General features: G+C 36.6%; 27 protein-coding genes. 20 read left to right on the top strand and 7 right to left on the bottom strand.

All coding sequences use genetic code 11. The annotated features are described in order from the left end of the window. Nucleotides 1-50: 50 nt before the first annotated feature. From HU823_RS03475 to HU823_RS03465, 3 genes are all read left to right on the top strand, one after another. Nucleotides 51-590, top strand: coding sequence for a hypothetical protein (locus HU823_RS03475; RefSeq protein ID WP_197221186.1), 540 nt, complete (start codon nt 51-53; stop codon nt 588-590). Then, nucleotides 587-1,804, top strand: a complete 1,218-nt coding sequence (locus tag HU823_RS03470) for a DEAD/DEAH box helicase (RefSeq protein ID WP_197221185.1) — start codon at nt 587-589, stop codon at nt 1,802-1,804. Before HU823_RS03475 ends, HU823_RS03470 begins: the two co-directional genes overlap by 4 nt. Before the next feature lie 61 nt (nt 1,805-1,865). Then, nucleotides 1,866-2,162 (top strand): YciI family protein, encoded by a 297-nt coding sequence (locus HU823_RS03465; RefSeq protein WP_197221184.1) that lies wholly within the window; start codon nt 1,866-1,868, stop codon nt 2,160-2,162. Between the two features lie 273 nt (nt 2,163-2,435). Here the strand turns inward: HU823_RS03465 and HU823_RS22250 are convergent, their stop codons facing one another. The 4 genes from HU823_RS22250 to HU823_RS03445 form a co-directional block, all read right to left on the bottom strand. Beyond that, the gene (locus HU823_RS22250) at nt 2,436-2,645 is read right to left on the bottom strand and encodes a hypothetical protein (protein ID WP_197221183.1); all 210 of its coding nucleotides are present in this window, start codon (nt 2,643-2,645) and stop codon (nt 2,436-2,438) included. Next, nucleotides 2,605-2,784 carry a hypothetical protein gene (locus tag HU823_RS03455; protein WP_197221182.1) on the bottom strand — a complete coding sequence of 60 codons (180 nt, stop codon included), beginning with the start codon at nt 2,782-2,784 and terminating at the stop codon, nt 2,605-2,607. The genes HU823_RS22250 and HU823_RS03455 overlap by 41 nt, the downstream gene beginning before the upstream one ends. Before the next feature lie 169 nt (nt 2,785-2,953). Next, nucleotides 2,954-3,601, bottom strand: coding sequence for a cupin domain-containing protein (locus HU823_RS03450; RefSeq protein ID WP_197221181.1), 648 nt, complete (start codon nt 3,599-3,601; stop codon nt 2,954-2,956). Between the two features lie 165 nt (nt 3,602-3,766). Continuing rightward, complete coding sequence (locus HU823_RS03445) at nt 3,767-4,102, bottom strand: hypothetical protein (RefSeq protein ID WP_197221180.1); 336 nt, start codon at nt 4,100-4,102, stop codon at nt 3,767-3,769. Between the two features lie 678 nt (nt 4,103-4,780). On the opposite strand from HU823_RS03445, the gene HU823_RS03440 reads away from it, so the two are divergent. The 7 genes from HU823_RS03440 (at nt 4,781) to HU823_RS03410 (ending at nt 12,252) form a co-directional block, all read left to right on the top strand. After that, nucleotides 4,781-5,323 (top strand): hypothetical protein, encoded by a 543-nt coding sequence (locus HU823_RS03440; protein ID WP_197221179.1) that lies wholly within the window; start codon nt 4,781-4,783, stop codon nt 5,321-5,323. Between the two features lie 393 nt (nt 5,324-5,716). Then, nucleotides 5,717-7,264: a nickel ABC transporter substrate-binding protein gene (gene nikA / locus HU823_RS03435; RefSeq protein ID WP_197221178.1), complete on the top strand. Its 1,548-nt coding sequence runs from the start codon at nt 5,717-5,719 to the stop codon at nt 7,262-7,264. A 1-nt stretch (nt 7,265) separates the two neighbouring features. Then, nucleotides 7,266-8,207 (top strand): nickel ABC transporter permease, encoded by a 942-nt coding sequence (gene nikB / locus HU823_RS03430; RefSeq protein WP_370630016.1) that lies wholly within the window; start codon nt 7,266-7,268, stop codon nt 8,205-8,207. Then, entirely contained in the window at nt 8,204-9,061 is an 858-nt protein-coding gene (gene nikC, locus HU823_RS03425) for a nickel transporter permease (protein ID WP_197221177.1), read from the top strand. Before nikB ends, nikC begins: the two co-directional genes overlap by 4 nt. Before the next feature lie 14 nt (nt 9,062-9,075). Continuing rightward, complete coding sequence (locus tag HU823_RS03420) at nt 9,076-10,083, top strand: ABC transporter ATP-binding protein (RefSeq protein WP_197221176.1); 1,008 nt, start codon at nt 9,076-9,078, stop codon at nt 10,081-10,083. After that, nucleotides 10,070-10,843 carry an ABC transporter ATP-binding protein gene (locus tag HU823_RS03415; RefSeq protein WP_197221175.1) on the top strand — a complete coding sequence of 258 codons (774 nt, stop codon included), beginning with the start codon at nt 10,070-10,072 and terminating at the stop codon, nt 10,841-10,843. The genes HU823_RS03420 and HU823_RS03415 overlap by 14 nt, the downstream gene beginning before the upstream one ends. A 62-nt stretch (nt 10,844-10,905) precedes the next feature. Further along, entirely contained in the window at nt 10,906-12,252 is a 1,347-nt protein-coding gene (locus HU823_RS03410; RefSeq protein ID WP_197221174.1) for an MATE family efflux transporter, read from the top strand. A gap of 148 nt (nt 12,253-12,400) precedes the next feature. On the opposite strand, the gene HU823_RS03405 is transcribed toward HU823_RS03410, so the two are convergent. After that, the gene (locus HU823_RS03405; RefSeq protein ID WP_197221173.1) at nt 12,401-12,790 is read right to left on the bottom strand and encodes a hypothetical protein; all 390 of its coding nucleotides are present in this window, start codon (nt 12,788-12,790) and stop codon (nt 12,401-12,403) included. Between the two features lie 226 nt (nt 12,791-13,016). Here HU823_RS03405 and HU823_RS03400 point away from each other — a divergent pair, with 226 nt between their 5' ends. From HU823_RS03400 to HU823_RS03390, 3 genes are read left to right on the top strand one after another with little or no spacing between them, the layout of a single operon-like run. Further along, nucleotides 13,017-13,343: a PadR family transcriptional regulator gene (locus tag HU823_RS03400; RefSeq protein ID WP_197221172.1), complete on the top strand. Its 327-nt coding sequence runs from the start codon at nt 13,017-13,019 to the stop codon at nt 13,341-13,343. Further along, on the top strand, nt 13,340-13,966 hold the full coding sequence (locus HU823_RS03395; protein ID WP_197221171.1) for a permease prefix domain 1-containing protein: 627 nt from the start codon (nt 13,340-13,342) through the stop codon (nt 13,964-13,966). The genes HU823_RS03400 and HU823_RS03395 overlap by 4 nt, the downstream gene beginning before the upstream one ends. Before the next feature lie 26 nt (nt 13,967-13,992). Further along, entirely contained in the window at nt 13,993-14,463 is a 471-nt protein-coding gene (locus tag HU823_RS03390) for a hypothetical protein (RefSeq protein ID WP_197221170.1), read from the top strand. Nucleotides 14,464-14,504: 41 nt separating this feature from the next. Here the strand turns inward: HU823_RS03390 and HU823_RS03385 are convergent, their stop codons facing one another. After that, nucleotides 14,505-15,311: a YwqG family protein gene (locus HU823_RS03385; protein WP_197221169.1), complete on the bottom strand. Its 807-nt coding sequence runs from the start codon at nt 15,309-15,311 to the stop codon at nt 14,505-14,507. 374 nt (nt 15,312-15,685) lie between these two features. Here HU823_RS03385 and HU823_RS03380 point away from each other — a divergent pair, with 374 nt between their 5' ends. Next, complete coding sequence (locus HU823_RS03380; RefSeq protein ID WP_197221168.1) at nt 15,686-16,441, top strand: alpha/beta hydrolase; 756 nt, start codon at nt 15,686-15,688, stop codon at nt 16,439-16,441. 51 nt (nt 16,442-16,492) lie between these two features. Here the strand turns inward: HU823_RS03380 and HU823_RS03375 are convergent, their stop codons facing one another. Next, the gene (locus HU823_RS03375) at nt 16,493-16,822 is read right to left on the bottom strand and encodes a hypothetical protein (RefSeq protein ID WP_231607251.1); all 330 of its coding nucleotides are present in this window, start codon (nt 16,820-16,822) and stop codon (nt 16,493-16,495) included. Nucleotides 16,823-16,992: 170 nt separating this feature from the next. Here HU823_RS03375 and HU823_RS03370 point away from each other — a divergent pair, with 170 nt between their 5' ends. From HU823_RS03370 to HU823_RS03345, 6 genes are all read left to right on the top strand, one after another. Continuing rightward, nucleotides 16,993-17,487 (top strand): DinB family protein, encoded by a 495-nt coding sequence (locus tag HU823_RS03370; protein WP_197221166.1) that lies wholly within the window; start codon nt 16,993-16,995, stop codon nt 17,485-17,487. 150 nt (nt 17,488-17,637) lie between these two features. Next, a complete protein-coding gene (locus tag HU823_RS03365) occupies nt 17,638-18,228 on the top strand; it encodes a class I SAM-dependent methyltransferase (protein WP_197221165.1) in 591 nt (196 codons plus the stop codon). After that, entirely contained in the window at nt 18,218-18,904 is a 687-nt protein-coding gene (locus tag HU823_RS03360; protein ID WP_197221164.1) for a response regulator transcription factor, read from the top strand. The genes HU823_RS03365 and HU823_RS03360 overlap by 11 nt, the downstream gene beginning before the upstream one ends. Then, a complete protein-coding gene (locus HU823_RS03355) occupies nt 18,901-19,983 on the top strand; it encodes a sensor histidine kinase (RefSeq protein WP_197221163.1) in 1,083 nt (360 codons plus the stop codon). Before HU823_RS03360 ends, HU823_RS03355 begins: the two co-directional genes overlap by 4 nt. A 435-nt stretch (nt 19,984-20,418) precedes the next feature. After that, a complete protein-coding gene (locus HU823_RS03350; protein WP_197221162.1) occupies nt 20,419-20,898 on the top strand; it encodes a TVP38/TMEM64 family protein in 480 nt (159 codons plus the stop codon). Nucleotides 20,899-21,104: 206 nt separating this feature from the next. Continuing rightward, nucleotides 21,105-22,109, top strand: coding sequence for a LacI family DNA-binding transcriptional regulator (locus HU823_RS03345; RefSeq protein WP_197221161.1), 1,005 nt, complete (start codon nt 21,105-21,107; stop codon nt 22,107-22,109). Nucleotides 22,110-22,158: the final 49 nt, after the last annotated feature.

Raw genomic sequence — 22,158 nt, 5'->3', positions numbered from 1 at the left:
TTTCACGTACCGTATTTAAATATTGTTTTTAAAAATAGGGAGAGAACAAGATGTATCATCCATCTGTTTATGATAATCTAAAGGTTGTGCTCGAAGGAGCAGTATATGACCTAGATTTTTCAGGAGAAATTGAGATCATTAATCGTAAAGACTTAATGGATCAAGCTATTATAGAAAGAAATTATTCGATTGACTTTGTAGTTTCAGCGATCGGAGAAGCGATGAAAGGGACGATCTCCTTAACTTCAAATCTAGAAGACTTGGCTATGGAAAAGTTGAACGATAACCCTGAAGGGGCAGGAAGTAAACTTTCCTGCGTGATCGAGACTCCGGTTTATGAAATAGAAACAGATTGTAAACAGCTTCAATCCATACTGAAAAAATGGGGAAGCGGAGATTTAAAAGGTGACATTCAGCAAAAACTTACTTATATATATGGCCAACCAAGACACGTATTCACCAACACGATCTCTATACAACTTCAAAAGCCGGTTTCTGAAGAGGAACCAGAGCGAATTTCATCTGTACTTGAAGAGTTAATAGCGTCAATAAAAGAAATGAATGAATATTTTAAGGGGTATAAAAAATGACACAATCGCTACAGAATTTTCCGGAATTTATCCGAAACGCTTGGGACAAAAGCGGGTTTTCAGCATTTACAGACATTCAAGAACGATCAATTCCTGAACAGCTAGAAAACAAAGATTTAATCATTGAATCTCCAACTGGGACTGGTAAGACTCTTGCTTATGCACTACCAGCACTATCAAAGTTAAACCCAGAAGTAAAGAATGCTCAAGTCCTCTTTTTAGCACCAACACGAGAACTAGCAATGCAAATTTACGATGTATGTCAAAAGTTTACCGAAAACAGCGGACTAAGCGGGGCATCTCTCATCGGTGGAGCTAACATGCAGCGTCAGTTAGATAAATTAAAAAAGAAACCGCAATTTATCGTTGGTACACCTGGGCGAGTAAAAGAATTGATCCAAAACAAAAAACTTAAAGTGCATGAAGTAAAAACCATTGTGATCGATGAAGCTGACCACATTATTGAAGCTGGATTTAACGGTGACGTTGAACAAGTAATCGCAGCAACACTAAAAGATCGTCAGCTAGTATTCGTATCCGCTACGATCAATAACAAGACGGAAGATTGGTCAAGAAAATTAGCCGTTGCACCAGTTATCGTTAAAGTAGAAAAAGACTTGGTGAAGAGCGAAGTCACACATACGTTTATGGTGTCTGATTACCGTGACAAAGTTGAAAACTTACGTAAGCTGATTCGTCACACACCTGGAATTAAAGCGATGGTCTTCATCAATAGTTCGATGAAGATGGATGAGTTCGCAACGAAACTTGAGTATAAAAAGATCAAGCTAGGTGTATTAGCGGGTAATTCAACTAAACAAGATCGTCAAAAAGTAATCAACGACTTTAAGAATGGAAAGATTCCTGTTCTTTTAACAACGGATGTCGCGACGCGTGGATTAGATATTCCTGACGTAACACACGTGGTTCATTTTGAAATGCCAGAAGACGTAAAGCAATACGTCCACCGATCTGGAAGAACAGGGCGTATGGGAAAAGAAGGTACAGTCGTTTCATTAGTAACGAAAGCAGAACTAACTTCTGTGAAAAAATGGACTGCCAATATGAACGTACCCCTTCAAAAGCAGCTGCTTGAAAAAGGGCAAGTCATCGTAGAAGAAAGTGCTAGTAAAGGACCATCCACTAAACGCACTGCACCAAAAAATGAAAAAAGCATGCAGCGAAAAACAGACGGATCTAAAAAAAGAAGATAGTCGCAATTAAAGGATATTTCATGAATCGATAGAATTCTTTCTCTAAAGGGGAGAGATACGTTTGGAAATCACTGAATTTTTATATCAGATTAAGCCAGTTAGAGCAGATTTAATGGAAAATCAAACACAAGAGGAACAAGAAAAGCTTCAATCTCATTTTTCGTACCTTCAAGATTTGTTAGAGAAGGGAAAATTGGTATTGGCAGGACCATGTCTGGATGCATCGTTCGGTGTTGTGATTCTTCAAAATACAAATGAAGAAGAAGCACAAGAAATTATGGGAAATGATCCAGCAGTCAAGGGGAAGATCATGACAGCAAACCTGTATCCTTTTCGTGTTTCACTAATGAAGAAATAATACACATCTTAGCACTGTAACCATCGGTTGGTTACAGTGTTTGTTTATTTTAGAGGGTTTTTGTTATGAATTAGAGAATACATGTAACGGTAAAGAAGAATTTCTGGAGGCGTTTGAGATGTTTGGTTTGTTGAATGTTGGAAGTCTTGTATTAGGGTTAATTGCTTGGATTTTGCCAGTTGTAAATTTATTGCGCAAGAACAGCAATAGTTGGATGACGTTATCTATGATTAGTATTTGTGCATGCGCGATATCACTATGTTTTCAAATTTTTTATACATACCATAAGGTGACGATAGAAGATTGGAGCGCACTCTTGGATACGATGTATACGACTGCGTTTGCTTCAGCTGTGCTTTTACTTATTACTATCGTATTGAATGTAATGACATTGGTTGTTAATCGTGGCAAAACAGCAAATTGAACGATCTTAAAAAGGAAATCAATCATGATTTCCTTTTTCTTTTTGTCTTTTCTTTTCATAATACTCATACCTTATCTTGCGGCTACGAATTTGTTCTACTTGCCAATCCACAACTTTAATAAGAGCTACTATGACAAGAATAGGTATTCCGATATATAAAAATAAAGTTAAGAATAAAATAAAGTATGTTATTTCCATAATTTATACATAACCTCCAGTGATACTTTTATAGATAAAACTTAATATTGTAAGATTAATGGAATTCAATGATGCTTAACCTTTACAGAATATTTATAAAAACAAAGCAAACCGACTAGTTACTTACTGGTCGGTTTTTAGGCGTTGTTATATCTTAGTTGTTATTGCTCTACCACCAAACGTTCCGATAAGGCTGAACGTACGGAGTTTCAGGATGCTGTTGAACATATTGCATCTGCTGATAGGTTTGTTCATGGTTTGAATGGTAGGTATATTCAGCGTTTCGCAGACAGTTCGTGTAAGGCCCTATATAAGTAGAAGGTTGAACAGGGGCAACGGTTTCTTTCCATTGATTCTCGTCAAGACAATAGGTATGCGCCATAACATTGGCAGGGGTGAATCTAAGTATATCTGAACCAAGAATAACTTGTGGAGTGGGTGCATTAAAAATGGCTAGAATATGAGTGTTATCTTCTAAAGCGATTTCATAATGCCACCAGCCTTGCGGAACATTTGCCACTTGGCCGGGTGTGATCTTAAAGTTCAATAACTGTTTGGTAAATGGATTCAGAATCGATACGAGAACAGAACCTGAGATACAGTAGACAAGTTCAGCTGCATTCTGATGATAATGAGGTTCAACTACATTGTTCGTACTCATAAATATGTCTAATAATGATACGTTCTCTAAAGTATTCAACTGGTTGATACCCAATACATTGATATAATTTTGGCTGTCTTTCTTGAATAGAGGACTCGTATTTACATCAAACGTATATTGAGCAGAGGGAGATGTATAATCCATATATGCAACCATAAGGTGCTTCACCTCTTCTTAGGCGTTTGCCAACTTTGTATGTATGGTATGCAAACACAAATCATTGGGTGTTTTTAATAAGGAAATTGTAATACAGTTGATGTTTAAACGGCGGAAACAAGAGATCTCTTTGAAGATCCCTTGTTTTACCTAACGAAATTATTATTAAGTGTTTGTGAATACGAAAGTAGTAATAATAAACACAATGCCATTGGAGATCAGTGAAAGGATTAAACCAATAATAGCAAGAATCTTTTTCTCTCTTCTCTTAAATAATGTGTAGCCACAAAGCAGTAATGACAGAGGAGAACCAATAGCAACTGTATAGATCAGAAAGTTGCCTCTTGTACTATACATGGTCAGAATTAATAATAGTGGAACCAATAAAGAAGCATAACTCAACCAAGAAAAACGTTTATTCTTCTCACTTCTATCCCTATACCACGCAAAAATACCTATTAATAATCCTAAAAGCATAAGTAGGATAAAAATTAAATCCAAAAAAATCCCCCCGATTCAGAAAATTTTCAAGCTTTTTCCATCCAGCATTATAGCATATATTGGAAATAATAATTGTAAAATTTTAGTATTTAAATAATAATAGTTTAAGAAGGGTCATTTGTCATAAAAACAAATAAGAATTAGATAACCAATATTTTTAATTAAGGAGGAGTAATGATACTTATAAGAAAAGTGATAGCTGCTATTGTTACTAGCTTCATTATGACCTTGATAAATATTGCGATTCTCGGTTTAGAGTTTAGTATTTTTATAGCGTTTTATTTAGTTCCATTCGTCATCTTATATGGATCTTTTTCGTCCATGTTGTCTGATTACATGATCAAGTGGGTACATCCATCTTTTAAGCTTTTATTATCAGGTGTTATTCATATTCTCTTTGGTTTATTTTTCTTAATTTATATTTTGATACGTGAACAAGGGTATTATGATCTGGAAAACATAGTATGGAATATAATCTTCATGCAATCTATACTTTGTTCTCTATTCTTTTGGATGATTGACGAAGTGTTAAAGAGAAAGGCCATAGTGATATGGTTTAAAGAGAAGTTGACTAGAATTGGTGAGTTGAGGTTATAAATGAAGGGACCAAATCGTGCACTTCTACTTCAAATAAGGATACACTCCTAAAGGACCATGTGAAAAAAGGGGATAGTCACAATGACAAAGACAAAAAAGCTAATTGGAGGCATATTATCGGCAGCTGTTGCTTTAAGTGCCTGCAGTTCTAGAGAAGATATAGCTGTTCAAGATGAATCAACTTACACTGAAGATGAAACCTACTCAACGTCTTATTCAGAAGAGCCTACCTACGATGTAGCTGATGAAGAGGAGATTGACCTAGATCATTTGCAATCTCAATATCCAGATATGGATTTAGAAGCAATGGAAAATTATATAGAAGAAAACGGACTGGAATTTCAAGAGGATGAGCTTATCACGTTCTTAGATGATGTCTATGAAAACGGGGAATCTACTCTGGATTCCAACTATTATGCCAATGAAAGCTCGTTTCCGTGGTGGATATTCTTGTTAGCAAATACAAGCAAAACGAAACCTACAGGTAAAGTTAACTTTACGAAACCAGCTACAACTGCTCCTTCCACAGTTAAACCAGCAACAAAGCCGAGTACGAACGTGACAACAACTCCTTCATCAACAGGTTCAGGCTTTGGATCAGGAAGTAAGTCGTCTGGATCTTAAAATGTCATACTCACTTTACTCACTTTGTAATCTCATACTTATACAAATCTCTTAAACCCATCATTGATGGGTTTTTTTATAGTTTTACTTCGTTCAGTGATTGACGGTAATTTTATTAAATGATAGAATTCGATATGTAAATCGTAATGATTACGCTTAAAGTGAAAGTGAGGAGGGCAGCACTTTAATAACAATCAGAAGGGCGAGCATAAGGAACACCTTGTACAAAGGTGTCGTAGATCATAAGATCACTTCGCTTCTTAATGTTCATGATTACTTGATACATAGGTATTATTTCTCCATCTTTCAATAAAACTTCAAGTATTAAATTTTTTTTGATATTTAAACCGTAATGATTACGATTATAAACCAATAGGCAAGGAAGGTAAATGAATGAGAAATTATAAGAATATTTTAGTAGGAATGTTATGTTTGGTTCTTGTATTCATGGCTGGTTGTTCAACCACACAAAATAGCTCAGAAAAACAAGAAGAAAAAGAAAAGAACGTTAATATGATTTTCAGTTTTAAAGCAGCTAACTTAGATCCGCATACTGGCTTTATTCCTATTCGTGCTGGACTTACTGAAACGTTATTAAAACTGGATGATAAATCGAATATTGAAGGCTGGCTAGCTGAAAGATGGGAAACAACAGATAACGAGAAGTGGGTATTTGAAATTCGAGATGATGTAAAATTTCAAGATGGTAAAAAACTTGATGCTGAATCTGTCAAACAATCATTAGAAAGAAGTATTGAAGCGAACGAATCGTTAGGTGATTCTCTCAAGATTAAATCTATGGAAGCAGATGGACAAGCACTTACGATCCATACGACAGAGCCCTATCCTGCACTTCCATCCGAACTTGTAAATCCTTATACATCAATTGTAAACATGGAAGCAGCCAAGAAGGATGGAGAAGAAGCGTTTAGAAATAACCCAATCGGTACAGGTCCATTTAAAGTAAAAGAATTTAAATCCAATCAATTTGTTGAAGTTGAAAAAAACGAAGACTATTGGGCTGGAGAACCGAAACTGGACTCAGCCAAAATAAAGTTTAATGAAGACGCTAACGTAAGAGCACTTGCCCTACAGTCAAAAGAAGCTGATGTTGTGTACAATCTCCCTGCCGAAAGTCTAGATACGATAGAAAAGGATAATAAATTGAGAGTTGAATCCATTCCTGGACTACGAGCGCATTTTGTTCTATATAACAGTCAAAGTAAAAATGTTAAAGATTTAAAGGTTAGACAAGCTCTAGACCTCTTGATTGATCGCAAGAGTGTTGTAAATGACATCATGCTAGGACACGGTCTTGAAGCTAACGGTCCATTTAACAGTACTTTACCGTTTGGGCTAGATGAAGAAGTTTCAGAATTGAACGTGGAAAAAGCTAAAAGCCTTTTAACTCAAGCGGGCTACAAAGAGAATGCAGAAGGTTTAATGGAGAAAGACGGTAAACCGCTAACTCTTGAACTAGTTACGTATAAAGCTCGTCCAGAACTGCCTCTAATCGCGCAGCTACTTCAATCTGACGCAAGTAAAGCAGGAATCAAAATCGATATAAAAACAGTTGAAAATGCAGATACGCATCTAGTTGAGAACAAGGATTGGGATCTAGCGACTTATAGTAACAATACCTCTCCAAGAGGAGACGGAAGCTACTTCTTTAACACTGCTTTCACAGAAACAGGAGCGTTAAATGTTGGGAAGATCAACATTCCTGAACTTAACACTCTAATTGAAAAGTTAAATAGAACGACAGATTTAGATGAGCGTACAAAGCTGACACAAGATGCGTCTAAGGTAATCAACAAAGAAGTTGCCCATAGCTATGCCGTTTATCCAAATATCATTATTGGAATGAACAAACGCATTGTGAACTGGGAGCCTACAGCAGAGGAGTATTATATTCTAACACACAATATGGATGTGAAATAATGTGCTTACGATTATAAAGAATAGGGTTACTCAGCTGGTTGTTGTTTTATTCATTCTATCCCTATTTACGTTCACATTAATGAAGTTGGCACCAGGTGATCCGGTTCTTACCATTCTAAATGCCGATGAGATGGTAGTAACAGAAGAAGATCAAGCTGAGCTTAGAAATAAGCTTGGTTTTGATCAGCCTCTGTATGTACAATATGGCAAATGGATGTTCAACCTCATGCAGCTTGATCTAGGGAAATCATACATGTCTGGGAAACCAGTTATTGAAGAACTGTTAACGCGCATACCCATTTCGGCGGAACTTACATTTTTTGCAATGACTATCATGCTTTGCATTACCGTTCCACTTGGCGTATGGTCTGCAAAATATGTTAACAAATGGCCTGACCAATTAAGTCGGATTTTAGCATTAATCGGAGCATCGATACCTAATTTTTGGCTCGGGCTCATCTTAATCTATCTCTTTGCGTTTAAATTAGGTGTTCTACCTTCGTCAGGAATAGGGTCCTATTCTCAAATCATCTTACCTGCCTTTACATTAGGATTTACATTTGCAGTAGTTTACGCAAGGCTACTTCGAGCAGGCCTTTTGCAAAGTTTGTCTGAGGACTATATTTACGCAGCAAGAGCAAGAGGTGTCAAAGAGTGGAGGATTCTATGGTTGCATGCGTTTAGAGCTGCTGTTCTCCCTGTTCTGACCATTTTCGGCTTAAGTTTAGGTAGTTTCTTAGGTGGAGCAGTAGTAGTTGAAATTTTATTTTCTTGGCCAGGATTAGGAAGTCTTGCCGTTGACGCTATATTTAACCGAGACTATCCGGTTATCCAAGGATATGTTTTATTAACTGGAGTATTTGTTGTACTAACAAATCTCTTAGTTGATTTATCTTATTATGTGATCGATCCAAGAATGAAACGAAAAGAGGAGGCATTATGAAGATAAATATTCAGATGCCTAGAATAAACCGAATTTCATTTTTCTTTAAAAATCAAAACTTACTGATTCAGTGTGGGATCATATTCTTTATTATCATCACTTTGATCACATTGATTGGACCGTTTATCGTTCCGAATGATCCCCTCACAGCGAATATGTCTGAACGGCTTGTCCCACCAAGTTCAGCATATCCTCTAGGAACTGACCATATGGGAAGATGTATATTTTCAAGGCTCATAGTCGGTGCTCAGTCAACACTAGGAATAACGGCACTAGTTGTTGCGACTGTTGCACTCATCGGGATTCCGATCGGTCTCGTGATCGGTTACATTGGTGGTCGATTGGATACAGTGTTTATGCGTGTAGCAGATGGTATACTTGCTCTTCCCGAATTTATTCTAGCGATTGCGATTGCTGGATTTTTAGGACCAAGTTTGACGAATCTCATGATATCGATTGTTTTTGTTAAGTGGATTGCTTATACAAGGGTCGTAAGAAGTATCGTGATCACTGAACGAAACAAAGATTATGTCCAAGCAGCAAAAGTTGGGGGAAGCTCCAACTGGAAGATTATAAGAAGACATATGTTTCCGCAAATTGTTTCTCCTGTCCTTGTTCTAGCTACCCTGGATATCGGAAAAGTGATCCTTACAATCTCTTCCTTATCTTACCTTGGATTAGGTGCACAGCCTCCTGCTCCAGAATGGGGAGCGATGTTGAATGATGGAAGACCTTATTTTCAGAGTGCACCAGAATTAATGATCTACCCGGGTTTAGCTATCTTTTTTGTGGTATTAGCATTTAACTTAATGGGTGAAGGATTGCGAGACAAATGGGACGTTAAAAGTCGTTAGAAAGGAGGTTTGCAATGATGGAGAACAATACGCCAGCAACTTGTGAAAATAATCTGCTCGTTGTGGAAAACCTTTCAGTGACTATCCGTAACAGCAGGGAAAAGTTAATTCGCAATCTGCATTTTTCCATTTCTCAAGGTGAAATATTTGGGTTAGTCGGAGAGAGCGGCAGCGGAAAAAGTTTGACAGCCACCGTGATTTTGGGAATGCTTTCTAAGTCTCTGGAAGTTACAAGCGGATCTGTTAAACTCGGTCAATCAGAGATCACATCGTTAAGTGAAAGAGAGTTAAGAAATATTCGAGGTAAAGAGATTGCTTACCTCTCACAAAACTATCAAAGCTTCTTCACTCCATTTATAAAAGTTGGAAAGCAATTTATTGAGATTATAAGATGTCACACTGACATGAGTAGAAAAGAAGCAAAGAAAGTGGCTATTCATTGGCTGAACAAAGTTCACTTACCAGCGGAACGTGTATTTAACAGTTTTCCAGACGAACTTAGTGGCGGACAATTGCAGAGAGCTTCAATCGCATCAGCCATTATGTTTCGGCCGAAACTGATCATTGCAGATGAACCAACGACTGCTCTAGACGTGTTAACCGGAGAAAGAATTCTAGATCTCCTGTCTGAGCTTAAAGAAGAGTTGAATTGCTCTATTCTCCTAATCTCGCACGACCTGAAACATATTATTAACCGAACACAAACAGTAGGCGTTATGTACGGCGGTCGAATTGTAGAAATAGGAAAAACCAGTGCTGTATTGGCGAATCCTATCCACCCTTATACGAATCTATTACTTCAGTCGAGATTAAGATTAAATAAGCATATCCAACATGAGTTGCCGACTATGCTAGGTGAACCTGGATTAATAGCTGAAGAGGGGTGTCCTTTTTCTAAAAGATGCCCGAGTGTTATGAAATCCTGCAGCAACATAGTGCCAATGATTAGCTTAGAAACACATCATTCGGTCGCTTGTCATCTAGTGAATGCAGAAAGGGAAGAACGATATGTTACACGTTAATTCAATTTCGAAGATGTATCACTCAAAACCAGCATTAAGTGATATTTCACTTACCGTTCAACCTGGTGAAAGCATAGGAATCATCGGAGAAAGTGGAAGCGGTAAGAGTACGCTTGGTAAGATTATATTAGGGCTAGAGAAGCCTGATCAAGGAGATGTCCATTTTAGAGGGAGTAACCTGCACAGGCTAAAAGGACAAGCTTTAAAAGCATTCAGGCGTCACCTTCAAATTGTGTTTCAAGATCCTGCCGGGTCATTAAACCCCAAACTTCCTGTGTGGAAGTCTGTGGTTGAACCGTTAGAAAATTATCCAGAAGTTATCCCTACATTTTTAAAAGAAGTAAGATATGATCGTAAGATGATGGCCGAAGTCTTGTTTAAAAAAGTGGGTTTATCACCTGAACTTCTGGAGAGATATCCACACCAACTAAGTGGTGGACAAAAACAAAGAATTGCTGTAGCAAGGGGGATTAGCATAGAACCAGATTTGCTGGTCTGCGATGAACCTACTTCAAGTCTTGATGTTTCTGTACAAGCACAAGTGCTCAACCTGTTAAAGAAGTTGCAGCGAGACTTGAACCTCTCTCTTCTATTCATCTCGCATGATATTGCTGCTGTCCAATTCATGTGTGAACGAATTGTAGTATTAAAAGAAGGAATCGCAGTTGACTCATTTTTAACGAAGGATCTTTTTTCAGAGTCTCGTCATCCCTATACCAAACTATTGGTGGAGATGAGTATGGAACAAGAGTATAAATAGAAGAGAACCAACACTTTTACACGTGAAGTGCTGGTTTATTTATTTTGGGAGGATGAACGTATTTGAACCATTCAAGATATCTTGGATTGGCACTACCGCTGATTCTTACAACCATAACGACTCCTCTTCTTGGTGCAGTAGATACGGCTGTTGTGGGACAGTTAGATGATTCCTCTTACATAGCTGGAGTAGCAGTCGGCACGATTATTTTTAATACGATGTATTGGCTGTTTGGATTCTTGAGGGTGAGTACATCTGGATTTGCTGCACAAGCACATGGAACAAAAAATGAGGACGATCTCTTACGTTCACTAAGTAGACCATTGCTCTTAGCACTCAGCATAAGTGCCATTTTAATAGCGCTTCAATACCCGATCAAAGAACAGTTTCTGCCGCTGTTGACATCAGATCCAGCCGTTAAGTCTCTAGCCATAGAATACTTTGCGATTCGTATATGGGGTGTACCATTTGGACTGCTCAATTATGTCATCATAGGATGGATGATGGGACTCGCAATGATTAAGAAGACTTTGTTTCTTCAAATGTATATGAATGTAACGAACATTGTACTTGATATTCTATTTGTTAAAGTCTTCTCATGGGGTGTGGCAGGTGTTGCAGTGGCTACATTAATTTCGGAGGTTTCCACTTTTGTAATCGGTCTTTTTATCGTTTGGAAAGCGATTCCCGCAAAGCGACGTAAGAAGATTTTCCAGATAAAATCAATCGATCTGTCTTCTTATAAAAAAATGATGAGGATGAACAGAGATCTTTTCATTCGAACATTATGCTTATTAATTGTGTTTAATGTTTTTACGGCAAAAGGAGGCACTTTCGGTACAGAGATTCTAGCGGCAAACGCCATTTTGATCCAGATCCACTACATCATGGCTTATATGTATGATGGATTTGCCAATGCTTCAAGTATATTAACAGGCAGAGCAATAGGTTCTAATGATAAGGCTCTTTATCGATCAACGATTAAACTTAGTTTTCAATGGGCTGTTATCTCATCACTGATCATCTCGAGTGTCTATTTTTTATTCAAAGATCAAATACACCTATTATTCACCTCTTTACCTGAAGTGTTGAATGTCGTTGGAACGTATGATGCTTGGATAATCATCTTCCCGATCGTATCCAGCTTTGGTGTCGTTCTTCACGGTATTTTCGTAGGAGCAACAGAAGCGTCTTCACTACGTAACTCTATGATTCTAGCTTTAATCGTTTTTTTAGTTTCTCTTTATTTAGCTGCACCACGTTTAGATAACCATGGATTATGGTTAGCGTTTATCCTTTTCAGTACCGCCCGATCGTTGTTCCTAATTCTACATGTGCCAAAATTAACAAGAACATTAGGATTCCATGAAGTTCATTATGATGGAGAGAATAAGGTATTCAATAAATAGAATGTAAAAAGCAGAAGTGATGCTTACTGGTATTGAAGTACAAAAATTTAAGTCATAAAAAACTGCTCCTCCAATTGTTAGTTGTGTCTAACAATTGGGGTGCAGTTCAAATTGCAGTGCTTTTAACCTGTTAAAGTGATATCTTTTCTTAAGATAAAGTTATAAATAAACATAAAAGAAAAGCGATACTTGAATATGGAGTCATCATACGTCTTTCTTTTTTACTCTGTGATAGTAGGTTGGTTATGGTATTTAAACCGAGAAATACCGTAATAATCCAAACTAAAGTGTTTGTAGGTAAAAAATTAAAACCATACAAGACATCCGTATGTTTAAGAAATACAACGCCCATAAAAAGTAGAATGATAGCATGAATCATACTCATAATACGTAATTTTTTCGGCAAAACCTTATAAAAACCTCCCATCGCAAATTCACCTAATGGATAGCCGAGCGAAAGCAATACCTGGAAGACCGAGATGGACACAAACATAATGGCAACAATAATCGAAGATAAATAGACAAATTCGGTGGCCATACTTTACCTCCTCACTTATTCCTTCTTAAACTTATATTCAACCTTGATTAAAATTATCAGTATCGATCCGAACTCAATAGAAGCATACAAAAAAGATCGACTTCAGCATAGACTAGAGCAAATAATGCCATTTTTTATATATAATAGTTGGAAAAAAATACAACGCACCCTTGTAATACGATGTACATCGTATTACAATATAATTAGAAAATATTGGAGGGTCAACATGGATAAAGAACTATTGAAGGGAAGTATTGAAATCTTGCTTCTTTCACTTTTACTGGATGGGGATAGCTATGGTTACGAAATGACACGGAAGCTACGAATTTTAAGTAACGAAGAATTCTCTATGAATGAAGGAACCCTTTATCCAGCTTTGAAACGCCTAGAGAAAAAAGAGTGTGTGACTTCATACTGGGAACATGGACCTGACGGAAATCGTCGTAAATATTATTCTTTAACAACAACTGGCCGAAAAATATTATCAGAAAAGCGAAGAGATTGGAAACAAATTAATGACCTGATGGATAAGACGCTGGAGGGGTTGTTATGAAGAATTTAGATCAATATATTGATGTGATCGTAGCGGGTTTGCCAATAGAAGAACAAGAGGACATACGAGAAGAGTTAACACAGCACCTCAACGATCATATGAATGAGTTAATGATAAAAGGATACACAGAGCAAGAATCGTTAAAAATTGCAATAAAGACGTTCGGAAACGGAAAAAAGATGAATTGGGAAATGAAAAAAGCAGTCTATCCTTTTTATAAGATTACGCGTTTTCTTTGGAACACCATATTTGTTACTTTCGTTTTTTGTGTGCTTTCATTTTATATTATGGAGCATTACAATCCTGGAGCGGATAACATTGCACCTCTTTCCAGTGTAATTGGATTATTTTTTATCGTGGCTTTTATTTGTGGGATGGCTGAACTAGTGTATGAAGCCTTACAATTAAGTTCAGTAAAGTTAAAATATATAACGAATCCCTGGATATTCTTTCTAACTCCTTCTGTCATAATTGGTAGCCTAACGTTTTTAGCTTTCTTCCAGCAGCCAGAAAACTATCAAAATGGATTGTGGATTGATCTGTTGGTTGTTCCAATTGGTGCTTTTTTCTACGTGATAGCGAGACAAATATTCAATCAACTTTTTAATCATCGTTCAATTTAAACGGTAAATGGGAGAGGGGTAGGTGCATGAAGAAACAATGTATACATATGTTAACAGGTTTCTTGTTTATAATTTTATTAACTGCATGTATAGCGGAAGACTATGACGCTGGACCGCCAGAATTAAGACTTAGTGTCAAAGAAGATCTATATGATTTAAAAGAAGCAAATGTTAACTGGAAAACAGAAGAAAAGGAATTTAAAAATAACGTAGAGCACTTCTTAACGCTAGCCAGTGAACAAAAGGAAATCAAACTTTTACCTAATCAACCAGCTGAATTAATCTTACTTGAAAATAAAGAAGATGGCGGGGAATATACGAAAGAGATGATGAAAATATCCCTTTGGAAAGGGAATGAGAAGATAGAGTTGACGACGAAATCATCAACTGATTACTCCTTCTCCTTTCCAAGTGATCCGGGTCAATATGTGTTAGAAGTTAATTTTCGCACCAGCAATGGTCGTTCGCAATATGTAGGAAATATTACATTAAAATAACGTAAAGAAGGGGCAACCGCTAAGTTGCCCCTTCACGTCTATTAATGACAATCCCAGTTAAATAATACGCTAGAAAAGTCTTTTTTTCTTAAATCTTCTTTCGTGATAAAGAAGTTACCTACACCAGCATCTCCCCACATGATGTCGTTTTCACCTTCATCATCTGTATCGATCTGAAGCAAAGTAATGCGGTAATCATCAAATTGCGTTCCATAATCACGTGGATCTGTTTGTGAAAAGTACGCGTATCCGCCTATTTTGTGGCCCATGTTCTCAACATGTTCACAGAAAAGGTCATAAAGCGTTTCTTCTCCCCACATATTTGTTTCACCAGTAGCCTGGTCCATATCAATCGATTCATAACTTTCTTCAAATTGAAAATCACTTACACCAAGGGCTTCTTTTGACAAGGAAAAAGATAAACGGTATTCCCCATTAAAAGGAAGCTGCTCCTCTTCTGTATCTGTGGGAACATAAGAATCAGAAGTGTGAGACAAGGTTGTGTTCTCATGATAAATCACACGGAAGTTACTTTGATTTGTAGGGTTATCAAAATCCATTCCCATGACATCATCATTTTTAGAAAGAAAGAATTGCAGAATCCCTGTCTGTGGGAAGTATTCGAGGTGAGGTATTTCTTCAAAATTAAGTTGGCAAAGAAGAGCCATTGGTTTTCCATAAGAATCTAACGGATAAGAAAATCCTTCAGGCAAGTAAGGCGATCCTCCGATTTTGCTGTCTTTTACCTCGGTAGACTGACGCGTTGCTTGTATAGAAACAAAAGGAACAACTGTGTTCTCAATGTCTTTTCGATAGGGTTCTAATGCTTTCGGAAGTGATAAAGTCATGGTATATGAAACTCCTTTTCTTTATAGTTTAAGTTTCCTGTAATTGTATTACAATATCAAAATACACTGAAGTAGCTTAATCTAGAGCATTCATATGTATAATTGAGGTGTGAAAATGGGGATAACCCGAAAATGTTTCTATTATTTTATATCTATTTATTTAACCCTTATTGCGTTTGATTTTTTCAAATATAAAAATCTACAGTTATTAGAAAATTTAATTATACCTTCTCTTTACGTGTTGGTCATTTTGATACTAGAGTGGTCAAAGCCTAAAAATAAGAGCTAAAGTATCAAGTAAGATATTTTATTGCAGGTAATGTTACGAATTTCTTGAATGTATGAAGTAAGTTATTCATATTGGAGGGATTTCAATGACAGAGAAGCATTCAGTAATGACTGAAGCTCAACCTTTTTACTTTGAAGGAAACAAAGTGGGTATTTTAATTTCTCATGGCTTTACTGGTTCTACCCAGAGTATGCGCCCTCTAGGAGAGGCATACGCTAAGGCAGGATATACAGTCTGTGGTCCTAGGCTCAAAGGACATGGTACCCACTATGAGGATATGGAAAAGACTACATATCATGATTGGATTGCTTCCATTGAAGAAGGTTACCAATGGCTAAATGAACGTTGTGACACCATTTTTGTTACTGGTCTCTCTATGGGAGGAACACTTACATTATACTTTGCAGAAACGTATCCCAATATTAAAGCGATCATTCCAATCAATGCAGCAATCGACATCCAAGACATGGAAAACATGCAACATTCCAACCATCGATTTCTAGACGCCATCGGTTCAGACTTAAAGAATCCGGATGTGAAAGAACTTGCCTATGAAAAAACTCCAGTTCAATCTCTAAAAGAAATTGTATTGTTAATGAAAAAAGTAAAAGAAAGTCTTCATACAGTCACATGTCCCACGTTGATTTTTGTTTCGACTGAAGATCATGTTGTACCACCCGATAACTCTCAAACTATCTATGATTCCATTTCATCCCGAAACAAACAGATTATTTATTTAAAGAACAGTTACCACGTGGCTACACTCGACAATGACCAAAAGCTAATTATTGATGAAACACTGAAGTTCATAGACAAAATATGTAATAAAGTTAATGCGTAAGTCAATATAAGAAACCCGAACGGTAAGCAACAATTCGGGTTTTCTTTGTGTTTAAAAGTTAGTATCGTTATTTAAATAATGGCGAGCTGAACGGGAAGGAAAAAAACTTACAGTATAGGTAACTCCAACCTCTTTCTGTATTTTTGCTGAAAGAGTTTCACCTAGCTGATTATGCTCAGTTTCCAGGTCTACACCATTTTTACGTAACCTATCGTTAGCCCAATCTATCCATTCTCCGTATTGCATGGTCCAACCTTGCAATTCCTCTTTTAGTTCTAAGGAAATAGGAAGTTCATCAAGGTCTAGATTGCAGCCGCACTGATTGCACCAAACAGGATCAGTATCAACATCAGCTTCTAATTTTAGTTCATAGATTTTCATATTTTCGCAACAACATTTCATATGCAACACTCCATCAAACGTTCTGTTAAATTTGTTTCCTAATCTATATTAATCATTAATAACCATAAAGGAAAGAAACAGAGAAACGAGAATGGATAGTATAAACTTGAATGATAACAGTTAGTCAAAAAAGTAGGAGAGTGAAACGTATGGTTCATGTAAAACATCTTTTAGCCGATCAACTGTTAGCCAATGCCAACGACGCTAGCTGGTATCTGCCATTTAATGAATCAGTAGAAAACCTTTCGGAAGAAGAAGCTTTTTGGAAGCCGAACAATCATTGTCACAGTATCGCTGAAATTGTTCAGCATCTTCTGTACTGGAATAAGACGTGGCAAACCCGTTACAATGAGTCTCATGTACAAGCAGTACCTTCTATTGGAGATAATGACAAAAGTTTTGTGATACCAGAACATCAAAGTTTCTCACAATTAAAAGAACAGCTCTTAGATGTTCTTTTGCGATGGCAGACGTTACTATCTGAAGAGAAAGTAGAAAGTGAAGTGAATGGTTTTCCTGTACCGGCAAAATGGTGGGAAATCATTGGGAATGCTGCAACACATAATGCGTACCACATTGGACAGATCATTATGATTCGAAAGCTGCAGAAGAGTTGGAAAGTGGATACGGTAGAAGCTAATTAGAAAATGAAATCAAGGCTGCATCTCATCAATAGAAGTGAGATGCAGTTTTTCATTTCTTAAAACTTAAGAAATCTTAAGGATTATTCCTCTTAATTCTTTAGGTTTGAATTATAGAATGGCTATACATTCAAACAATCGGAGTGAATAATCGTGAAATTTTTGTCCTTTTTAGCACAGTATATAAGTAACCCCCGAACAGTAGGAGCCGTTCTTCCAAGTTCAAGTTATCTAGCTGATAAAATGGTAGAGAGTATTGATTTTCAACAGGCAAGATACATTCTAGAATATGGACCGGGTACGGGTGTTTTTACGGAAAAACTGCTTCAGAATCGAAATCCTAACACGGCTATTATCTTATTTGAAAGCAATGAGGAATTCTACAAAATACTTGTACAGAAATACAAAGACGTGGATAATCTCTTCATATACAATGGATCAGCTGAAAAGGTTGACTGGTACCTTGAAAAGTGTGGCATTCCCTATGTAGATTACGTGATATCAGGACTTCCCTTTGCAAGCTTACCAAAAGCTGTTTCACATCGTATCTTGTTCAAAACTTCAAAAATTTTAAGAAAGAATGGAAAGTTTGTTACGTTTCAATATTCAAACGCAATGAAAGCATATATTGAACAGTTCTTTTCAAAAGTGGATGTAAGTATCGAGATCAGAAATGTTCCACCTGCCATTGTATTATGTTGTTCATTAGAAGAAGAAAAAATGGAGGGAACTTATGCAATCTAGAGTCTTAATCGTTGATGATGATAGTGATATTCGGAATTTGATTTCCGTTTATTTAGAAAATGAAGGAATGTACACGGTTCAGTCCGAAAATGCAATAGATGCGTTAGAACAATTGGAGAAGAAGGATTTTGATCTTATTATATTAGATATTATGATGCCTAAGATGGATGGGATCCAAGCGTGTATGAGAATAAGGCAGGAGAGAAATATGCCGATTATTATGCTCTCCGCCAAATCTGAGGATATGGACAAGATTCAAGGACTGGCTGCAGGTGCGGATGATTACTTATCCAAACCGTTCAATCCTTTGGAATTGATGGCACGTGTGAAATCACAGCTCAGAAGATATCGAAAATACAACCAGGATACTGATTCAAGTAGGGAGTTCATTGAGATTGGAGATCTGAAGATCAATATAGAAACTCGTCAAGTATGGGTAAGAGGGAAAGATGTCAGACTCACACCGAAAGAGTTCTCTATTCTAGAGCTCCTTGCCCGTAATAAAGGCATCGTTATGAGCATTGAGAAGATATATGAAGCGGTATGGCAAGAAGATTTCTATAAGTCAGATAGTACTGTCATGGTCCATATAACAAAAATAAGAGAAAAAATTGAAGAAGATCCGAAGAGACCCATCTATATCAAAACGGTTTGGGGAGTCGGCTATAAAATATGAGAATAAAGCGAATTAAAATATCGTTACTTGTAAAACTTCTTGCAGCAGTTGCTGTTAGCTTTTTAGTTTCAACTGTGGTTATGATTATCATCTCTCAAATTATTTTGCATGTCTTTAATCTTCAATATCTTACGATTGAAGATATTGGTGCAACTACCTATAATGTTATAGTTTTTCTGATTTTTACTTTTGTTATTTTTTCTTTTATTGTTACCTTCTTAGCATTGATACGAAACAAAATACTTTATATAAAGCGTATTACAGAAAGTATTAATGAAATCGCCAACGGAAAATTGGGAATGACGATTGAATTGCAGGGAAACGATGAATTAAGCAAGCTTGCCGAAGATGTTAATAGTATGTCTAAGGAATTATCAAGTAAGTTTGAATATGAAAGACAACTTGAAATAGCAAAAAATGAATTGATTACAAATATTTCCCATGATTTGCGCTCCCCTTTAACATCCATCATTGGTTATTTAGACTTGCTGAGAAAGGGGAATTATTCGGGCCAAGATCAACTAAAAGAATTTCATGATACAACTTACTCAAAATCAAAGCAGCTTGAAGCTCTAATCAATGAGCTTTTTGAATATACTCGTTTAACAAGTCCAGATGTAAAATTAGACATTAATGATGTAGATATGACGGGTTTATTAGAACAATTGATCGGGGAATACGTTCCGATCTTTGAAAAGGAAGACCTAACTGTTGTAAAGAAGATACCAGAAGATGAAGTTCTAACTTCCATGGATATTGAAAAAATGGTCCGTGTTTATGACAATCTTTTTATGAATGCTATTAAGTACAGCACGAAACCTTCTATTGTCAAAGCTACCTTTGACATACAATCCACTTATGCTGAATTTAGGCTGTCCAATCAAACAGAAAGACCAGAAGTACAAGATATTAATCAATTATTTGAACGTTTTCTAGTAGGAGACAAAGCCCGAAGCGAGCGTGAAGGAACGGGACTTGGACTTGCTATTTCAAAAAGGATTGTAGAACTACATGGAGGTCATATACGAGCGGAGTATATGGATGGCTGGCTCACGATTATTATCAAACTTCCAATTTGATCAAAGCTTATGAAGCATGCTTCATAAGCTTTTTTTGTTGGGAAAAGTTAAGAATCGTTAAGAATATTCCTAAGCTTTTCTTAAGATTTGTTTTACATAATAAATGTAACAGAAAGAAAAGGGGTTGGATGTTCATTGAATTTAAAAATGCAACGAAGTACGTTTTTATATAAAATCGTTAATCCAGATAGGTATGGCTTTATAACACATTTAGGAATACTGTTCGTTTCCAAATATCTTCTCTCTCAATCGCTAGCTACATTTGAACCTGTGTATAGGACAATTTTATTAATCACTGGGTATAGTGTTATCATCCTTTTAATTACATCTTATATATTGAAGCGGGAAACATTTTTCGAAAAAATGAAGACGATTTCTATCGTGTATAGCATAATAATGGCTGCTATTTTTTTCACATATAGTATGAGTCGAATAATGGTTACCATTGATAACAAAGGGTTAGAGACAATCTTAAACGAGAACATGGAGCTTGCCAAGCTTATTTATTTTTCTGTGTGTTATGCTCAACCCATTATCTTGCCCGTTCCAGAAATCGTAACTGTCGTTGCTGGAAGTGCTGCTTTAGGTCCGTTCACCGCTTTTATATTAGGCTTCATGGGAGCTGTATTAGGAATTCTCACGATGTTTTATTTATCTCGAACTTTTGGGATGAAGCTGGTGCAACGATTAGTAAATGAAAAACAATTAGATCAATATCATCGTTTTGTTAAGAAGAATGAAACATGGATCTTGATTTTGTTGTTCATTGTTCCTGTGTTGCCAGATGAAATCATTTGTGTTGGAGCAGGAGTGAGTGGTGTTAAAGTGAAACGCTTTGTGCTCATAGCAGTTCTCGCGAAACTTCTTACTACATTCTCATTGGCTTATTCTTTACGATTGACGGAGATAATTTAATTAAAATTGCTTATTTAAAAAAGCCGAATGCTGAAGAGTCATTTTCGGTTTTTTTTAATATATTTTGTGAGATATGCTGAATAAATTAAATTTTTTAATAATAACAGAAAATTTCATCAAATTATATTGACTAAATATTGGAAGGTAAACTATTATATAAGTAATCGATTACGTAATCGATTACGTCAATTTAAGGAGTAATTTAAATGGCAGTAAATATGAAAGAAGTAGCTCTTAAAGCAAATGTTTCTACAGCAACCGTATCTCACGTAATTAATGAAACCCGTTATGTTGCTGAAGAAACGAAACAAAAAGTATTTCAAGCCATGAAGGAACTTAATTACCGTCCAAATCCGGTTGCGAGAAACTTAAGAAGTCGTAAATCTAATATCATTGGACTCATCATTCCTGTTCAATCGGATGATACATCAAACTTTTTCTTCATGTCCATCGCTCATGGGATTGGAAGTATACTTAAAGTACACGGTTACCAACTTATTGTGAGTAATACGAATGAAGAATTGGAAATGGAGAGAGAGCAGATCATCATGTTCAATGATCAGTTCATCGATGGTCTTATCATGGCACCAACTTCTCAGAGTCATGAGTTTCTTCACCAAGAGTTGAAAGGAGATTATCCTGTCGTCTTTATTGATCGAAAACCAGAAGGATATAATAGGGGAGACTTTATTTTAAGCGATGGAAAAAAAGGTACGTATGATGCCATTAAACTCTTATTATCCAAAGGTCATAAAAGAATAGGATTCGTTACAGGTCCACTTGGTATATCTACGAGTGATGAGCGATTGGAAGGTTACAAACTTGCTCTTTTAGAACATGGGATACCATTAGACAACTCCTTGATTAAGGAAGCGGTGCCGACGCTCGAGAATGGATATAACCTGACAAAAGAATTACTCTCTTCATCAGATGTTTCCGCTGTTCTTGCAGCCAATAACGTTATGACGATGGGAGTTGTAAAATGTCTTCAAGATCACAAAAAAGTGATCCCAAACGATGTAGCGGTTATCGGATTTGACGATTATGAATGGGCAAAGATCACAACACCCTCACTCACGATGATCAAACAACCTTCATTTGAGTTAGGAGTCAAAGCAGCTGAGGCCATACTAAGAAGGATCGAAGAACCTGATGCCGATTTTATTGAGATGAGATTACAGACAGAAATCATGCAACGGGAAAGCTGTTGATGGTTCTAAAAGCGCATTTGTAAGCGCTTCATTATTACGTAATCGATTA

Source organism: Fictibacillus sp. 18YEL24 (assembly GCF_015903855.1).
Taxonomy (GTDB): Bacteria; Bacillota; Bacilli; order Bacillales; family Fictibacillaceae; genus Fictibacillus; species Fictibacillus phosphorivorans_C.
Note: the sequence above shows the minus strand (reverse complement) of the source record. Positions and strands in the feature narration are given on the sequence as shown.

Excerpts from the sequence above, each read along its gene's own strand:
- HU823_RS03350 (WP_197221162.1), top strand. The coding sequence starts at position 20,419 with ATGGTTACCATTGATAACAAAGGGTTAGAGACAATCTTAAACGAGAAC.
- HU823_RS03470 (WP_197221185.1), top strand. The coding sequence starts at position 587 with ATGACACAATCGCTACAGAATTTTCCGGAATTTATCCGAAACGCTTGG.
- nikC (WP_197221177.1), top strand. The coding sequence starts at position 8,204 with ATGAAGATAAATATTCAGATGCCTAGAATAAACCGAATTTCATTTTTC.
- HU823_RS03390 (WP_197221170.1), top strand. The coding sequence starts at position 13,993 with ATGAAGAAACAATGTATACATATGTTAACAGGTTTCTTGTTTATAATT.
- HU823_RS03405 (WP_197221173.1), bottom strand. The coding sequence starts at position 12,790 with ATGGCCACCGAATTTGTCTATTTATCTTCGATTATTGTTGCCATTATG.
- HU823_RS03415 (WP_197221175.1), top strand. The coding sequence starts at position 10,070 with ATGTTACACGTTAATTCAATTTCGAAGATGTATCACTCAAAACCAGCA.
- HU823_RS03455 (WP_197221182.1), bottom strand. The coding sequence starts at position 2,784 with ATGGAAATAACATACTTTATTTTATTCTTAACTTTATTTTTATATATC.
- HU823_RS03345 (WP_197221161.1), top strand. The coding sequence starts at position 21,105 with ATGGCAGTAAATATGAAAGAAGTAGCTCTTAAAGCAAATGTTTCTACA.
- HU823_RS03475 (WP_197221186.1), top strand. The coding sequence starts at position 51 with ATGTATCATCCATCTGTTTATGATAATCTAAAGGTTGTGCTCGAAGGA.
- HU823_RS03375 (WP_231607251.1), bottom strand. The coding sequence starts at position 16,822 with ATGAAAATCTATGAACTAAAATTAGAAGCTGATGTTGATACTGATCCT.
- HU823_RS03360 (WP_197221164.1), top strand. The coding sequence starts at position 18,218 with ATGCAATCTAGAGTCTTAATCGTTGATGATGATAGTGATATTCGGAAT.
- HU823_RS03400 (WP_197221172.1), top strand. The coding sequence starts at position 13,017 with ATGGATAAAGAACTATTGAAGGGAAGTATTGAAATCTTGCTTCTTTCA.
- HU823_RS03420 (WP_197221176.1), top strand. The coding sequence starts at position 9,076 with ATGATGGAGAACAATACGCCAGCAACTTGTGAAAATAATCTGCTCGTT.
- HU823_RS03355 (WP_197221163.1), top strand. The coding sequence starts at position 18,901 with ATGAGAATAAAGCGAATTAAAATATCGTTACTTGTAAAACTTCTTGCA.
- HU823_RS22250 (WP_197221183.1), bottom strand. The coding sequence starts at position 2,645 with ATGAAAAGAAAAGACAAAAAGAAAAAGGAAATCATGATTGATTTCCTT.
- HU823_RS03370 (WP_197221166.1), top strand. The coding sequence starts at position 16,993 with ATGGTTCATGTAAAACATCTTTTAGCCGATCAACTGTTAGCCAATGCC.
- HU823_RS03385 (WP_197221169.1), bottom strand. The coding sequence starts at position 15,311 with ATGACTTTATCACTTCCGAAAGCATTAGAACCCTATCGAAAAGACATT.
- HU823_RS03440 (WP_197221179.1), top strand. The coding sequence starts at position 4,781 with ATGACAAAGACAAAAAAGCTAATTGGAGGCATATTATCGGCAGCTGTT.
- HU823_RS03380 (WP_197221168.1), top strand. The coding sequence starts at position 15,686 with ATGACAGAGAAGCATTCAGTAATGACTGAAGCTCAACCTTTTTACTTT.
- HU823_RS03395 (WP_197221171.1), top strand. The coding sequence starts at position 13,340 with ATGAAGAATTTAGATCAATATATTGATGTGATCGTAGCGGGTTTGCCA.
- nikA (WP_197221178.1), top strand. The coding sequence starts at position 5,717 with ATGAGAAATTATAAGAATATTTTAGTAGGAATGTTATGTTTGGTTCTT.
- HU823_RS03450 (WP_197221181.1), bottom strand. The coding sequence starts at position 3,601 with ATGGTTGCATATATGGATTATACATCTCCCTCTGCTCAATATACGTTT.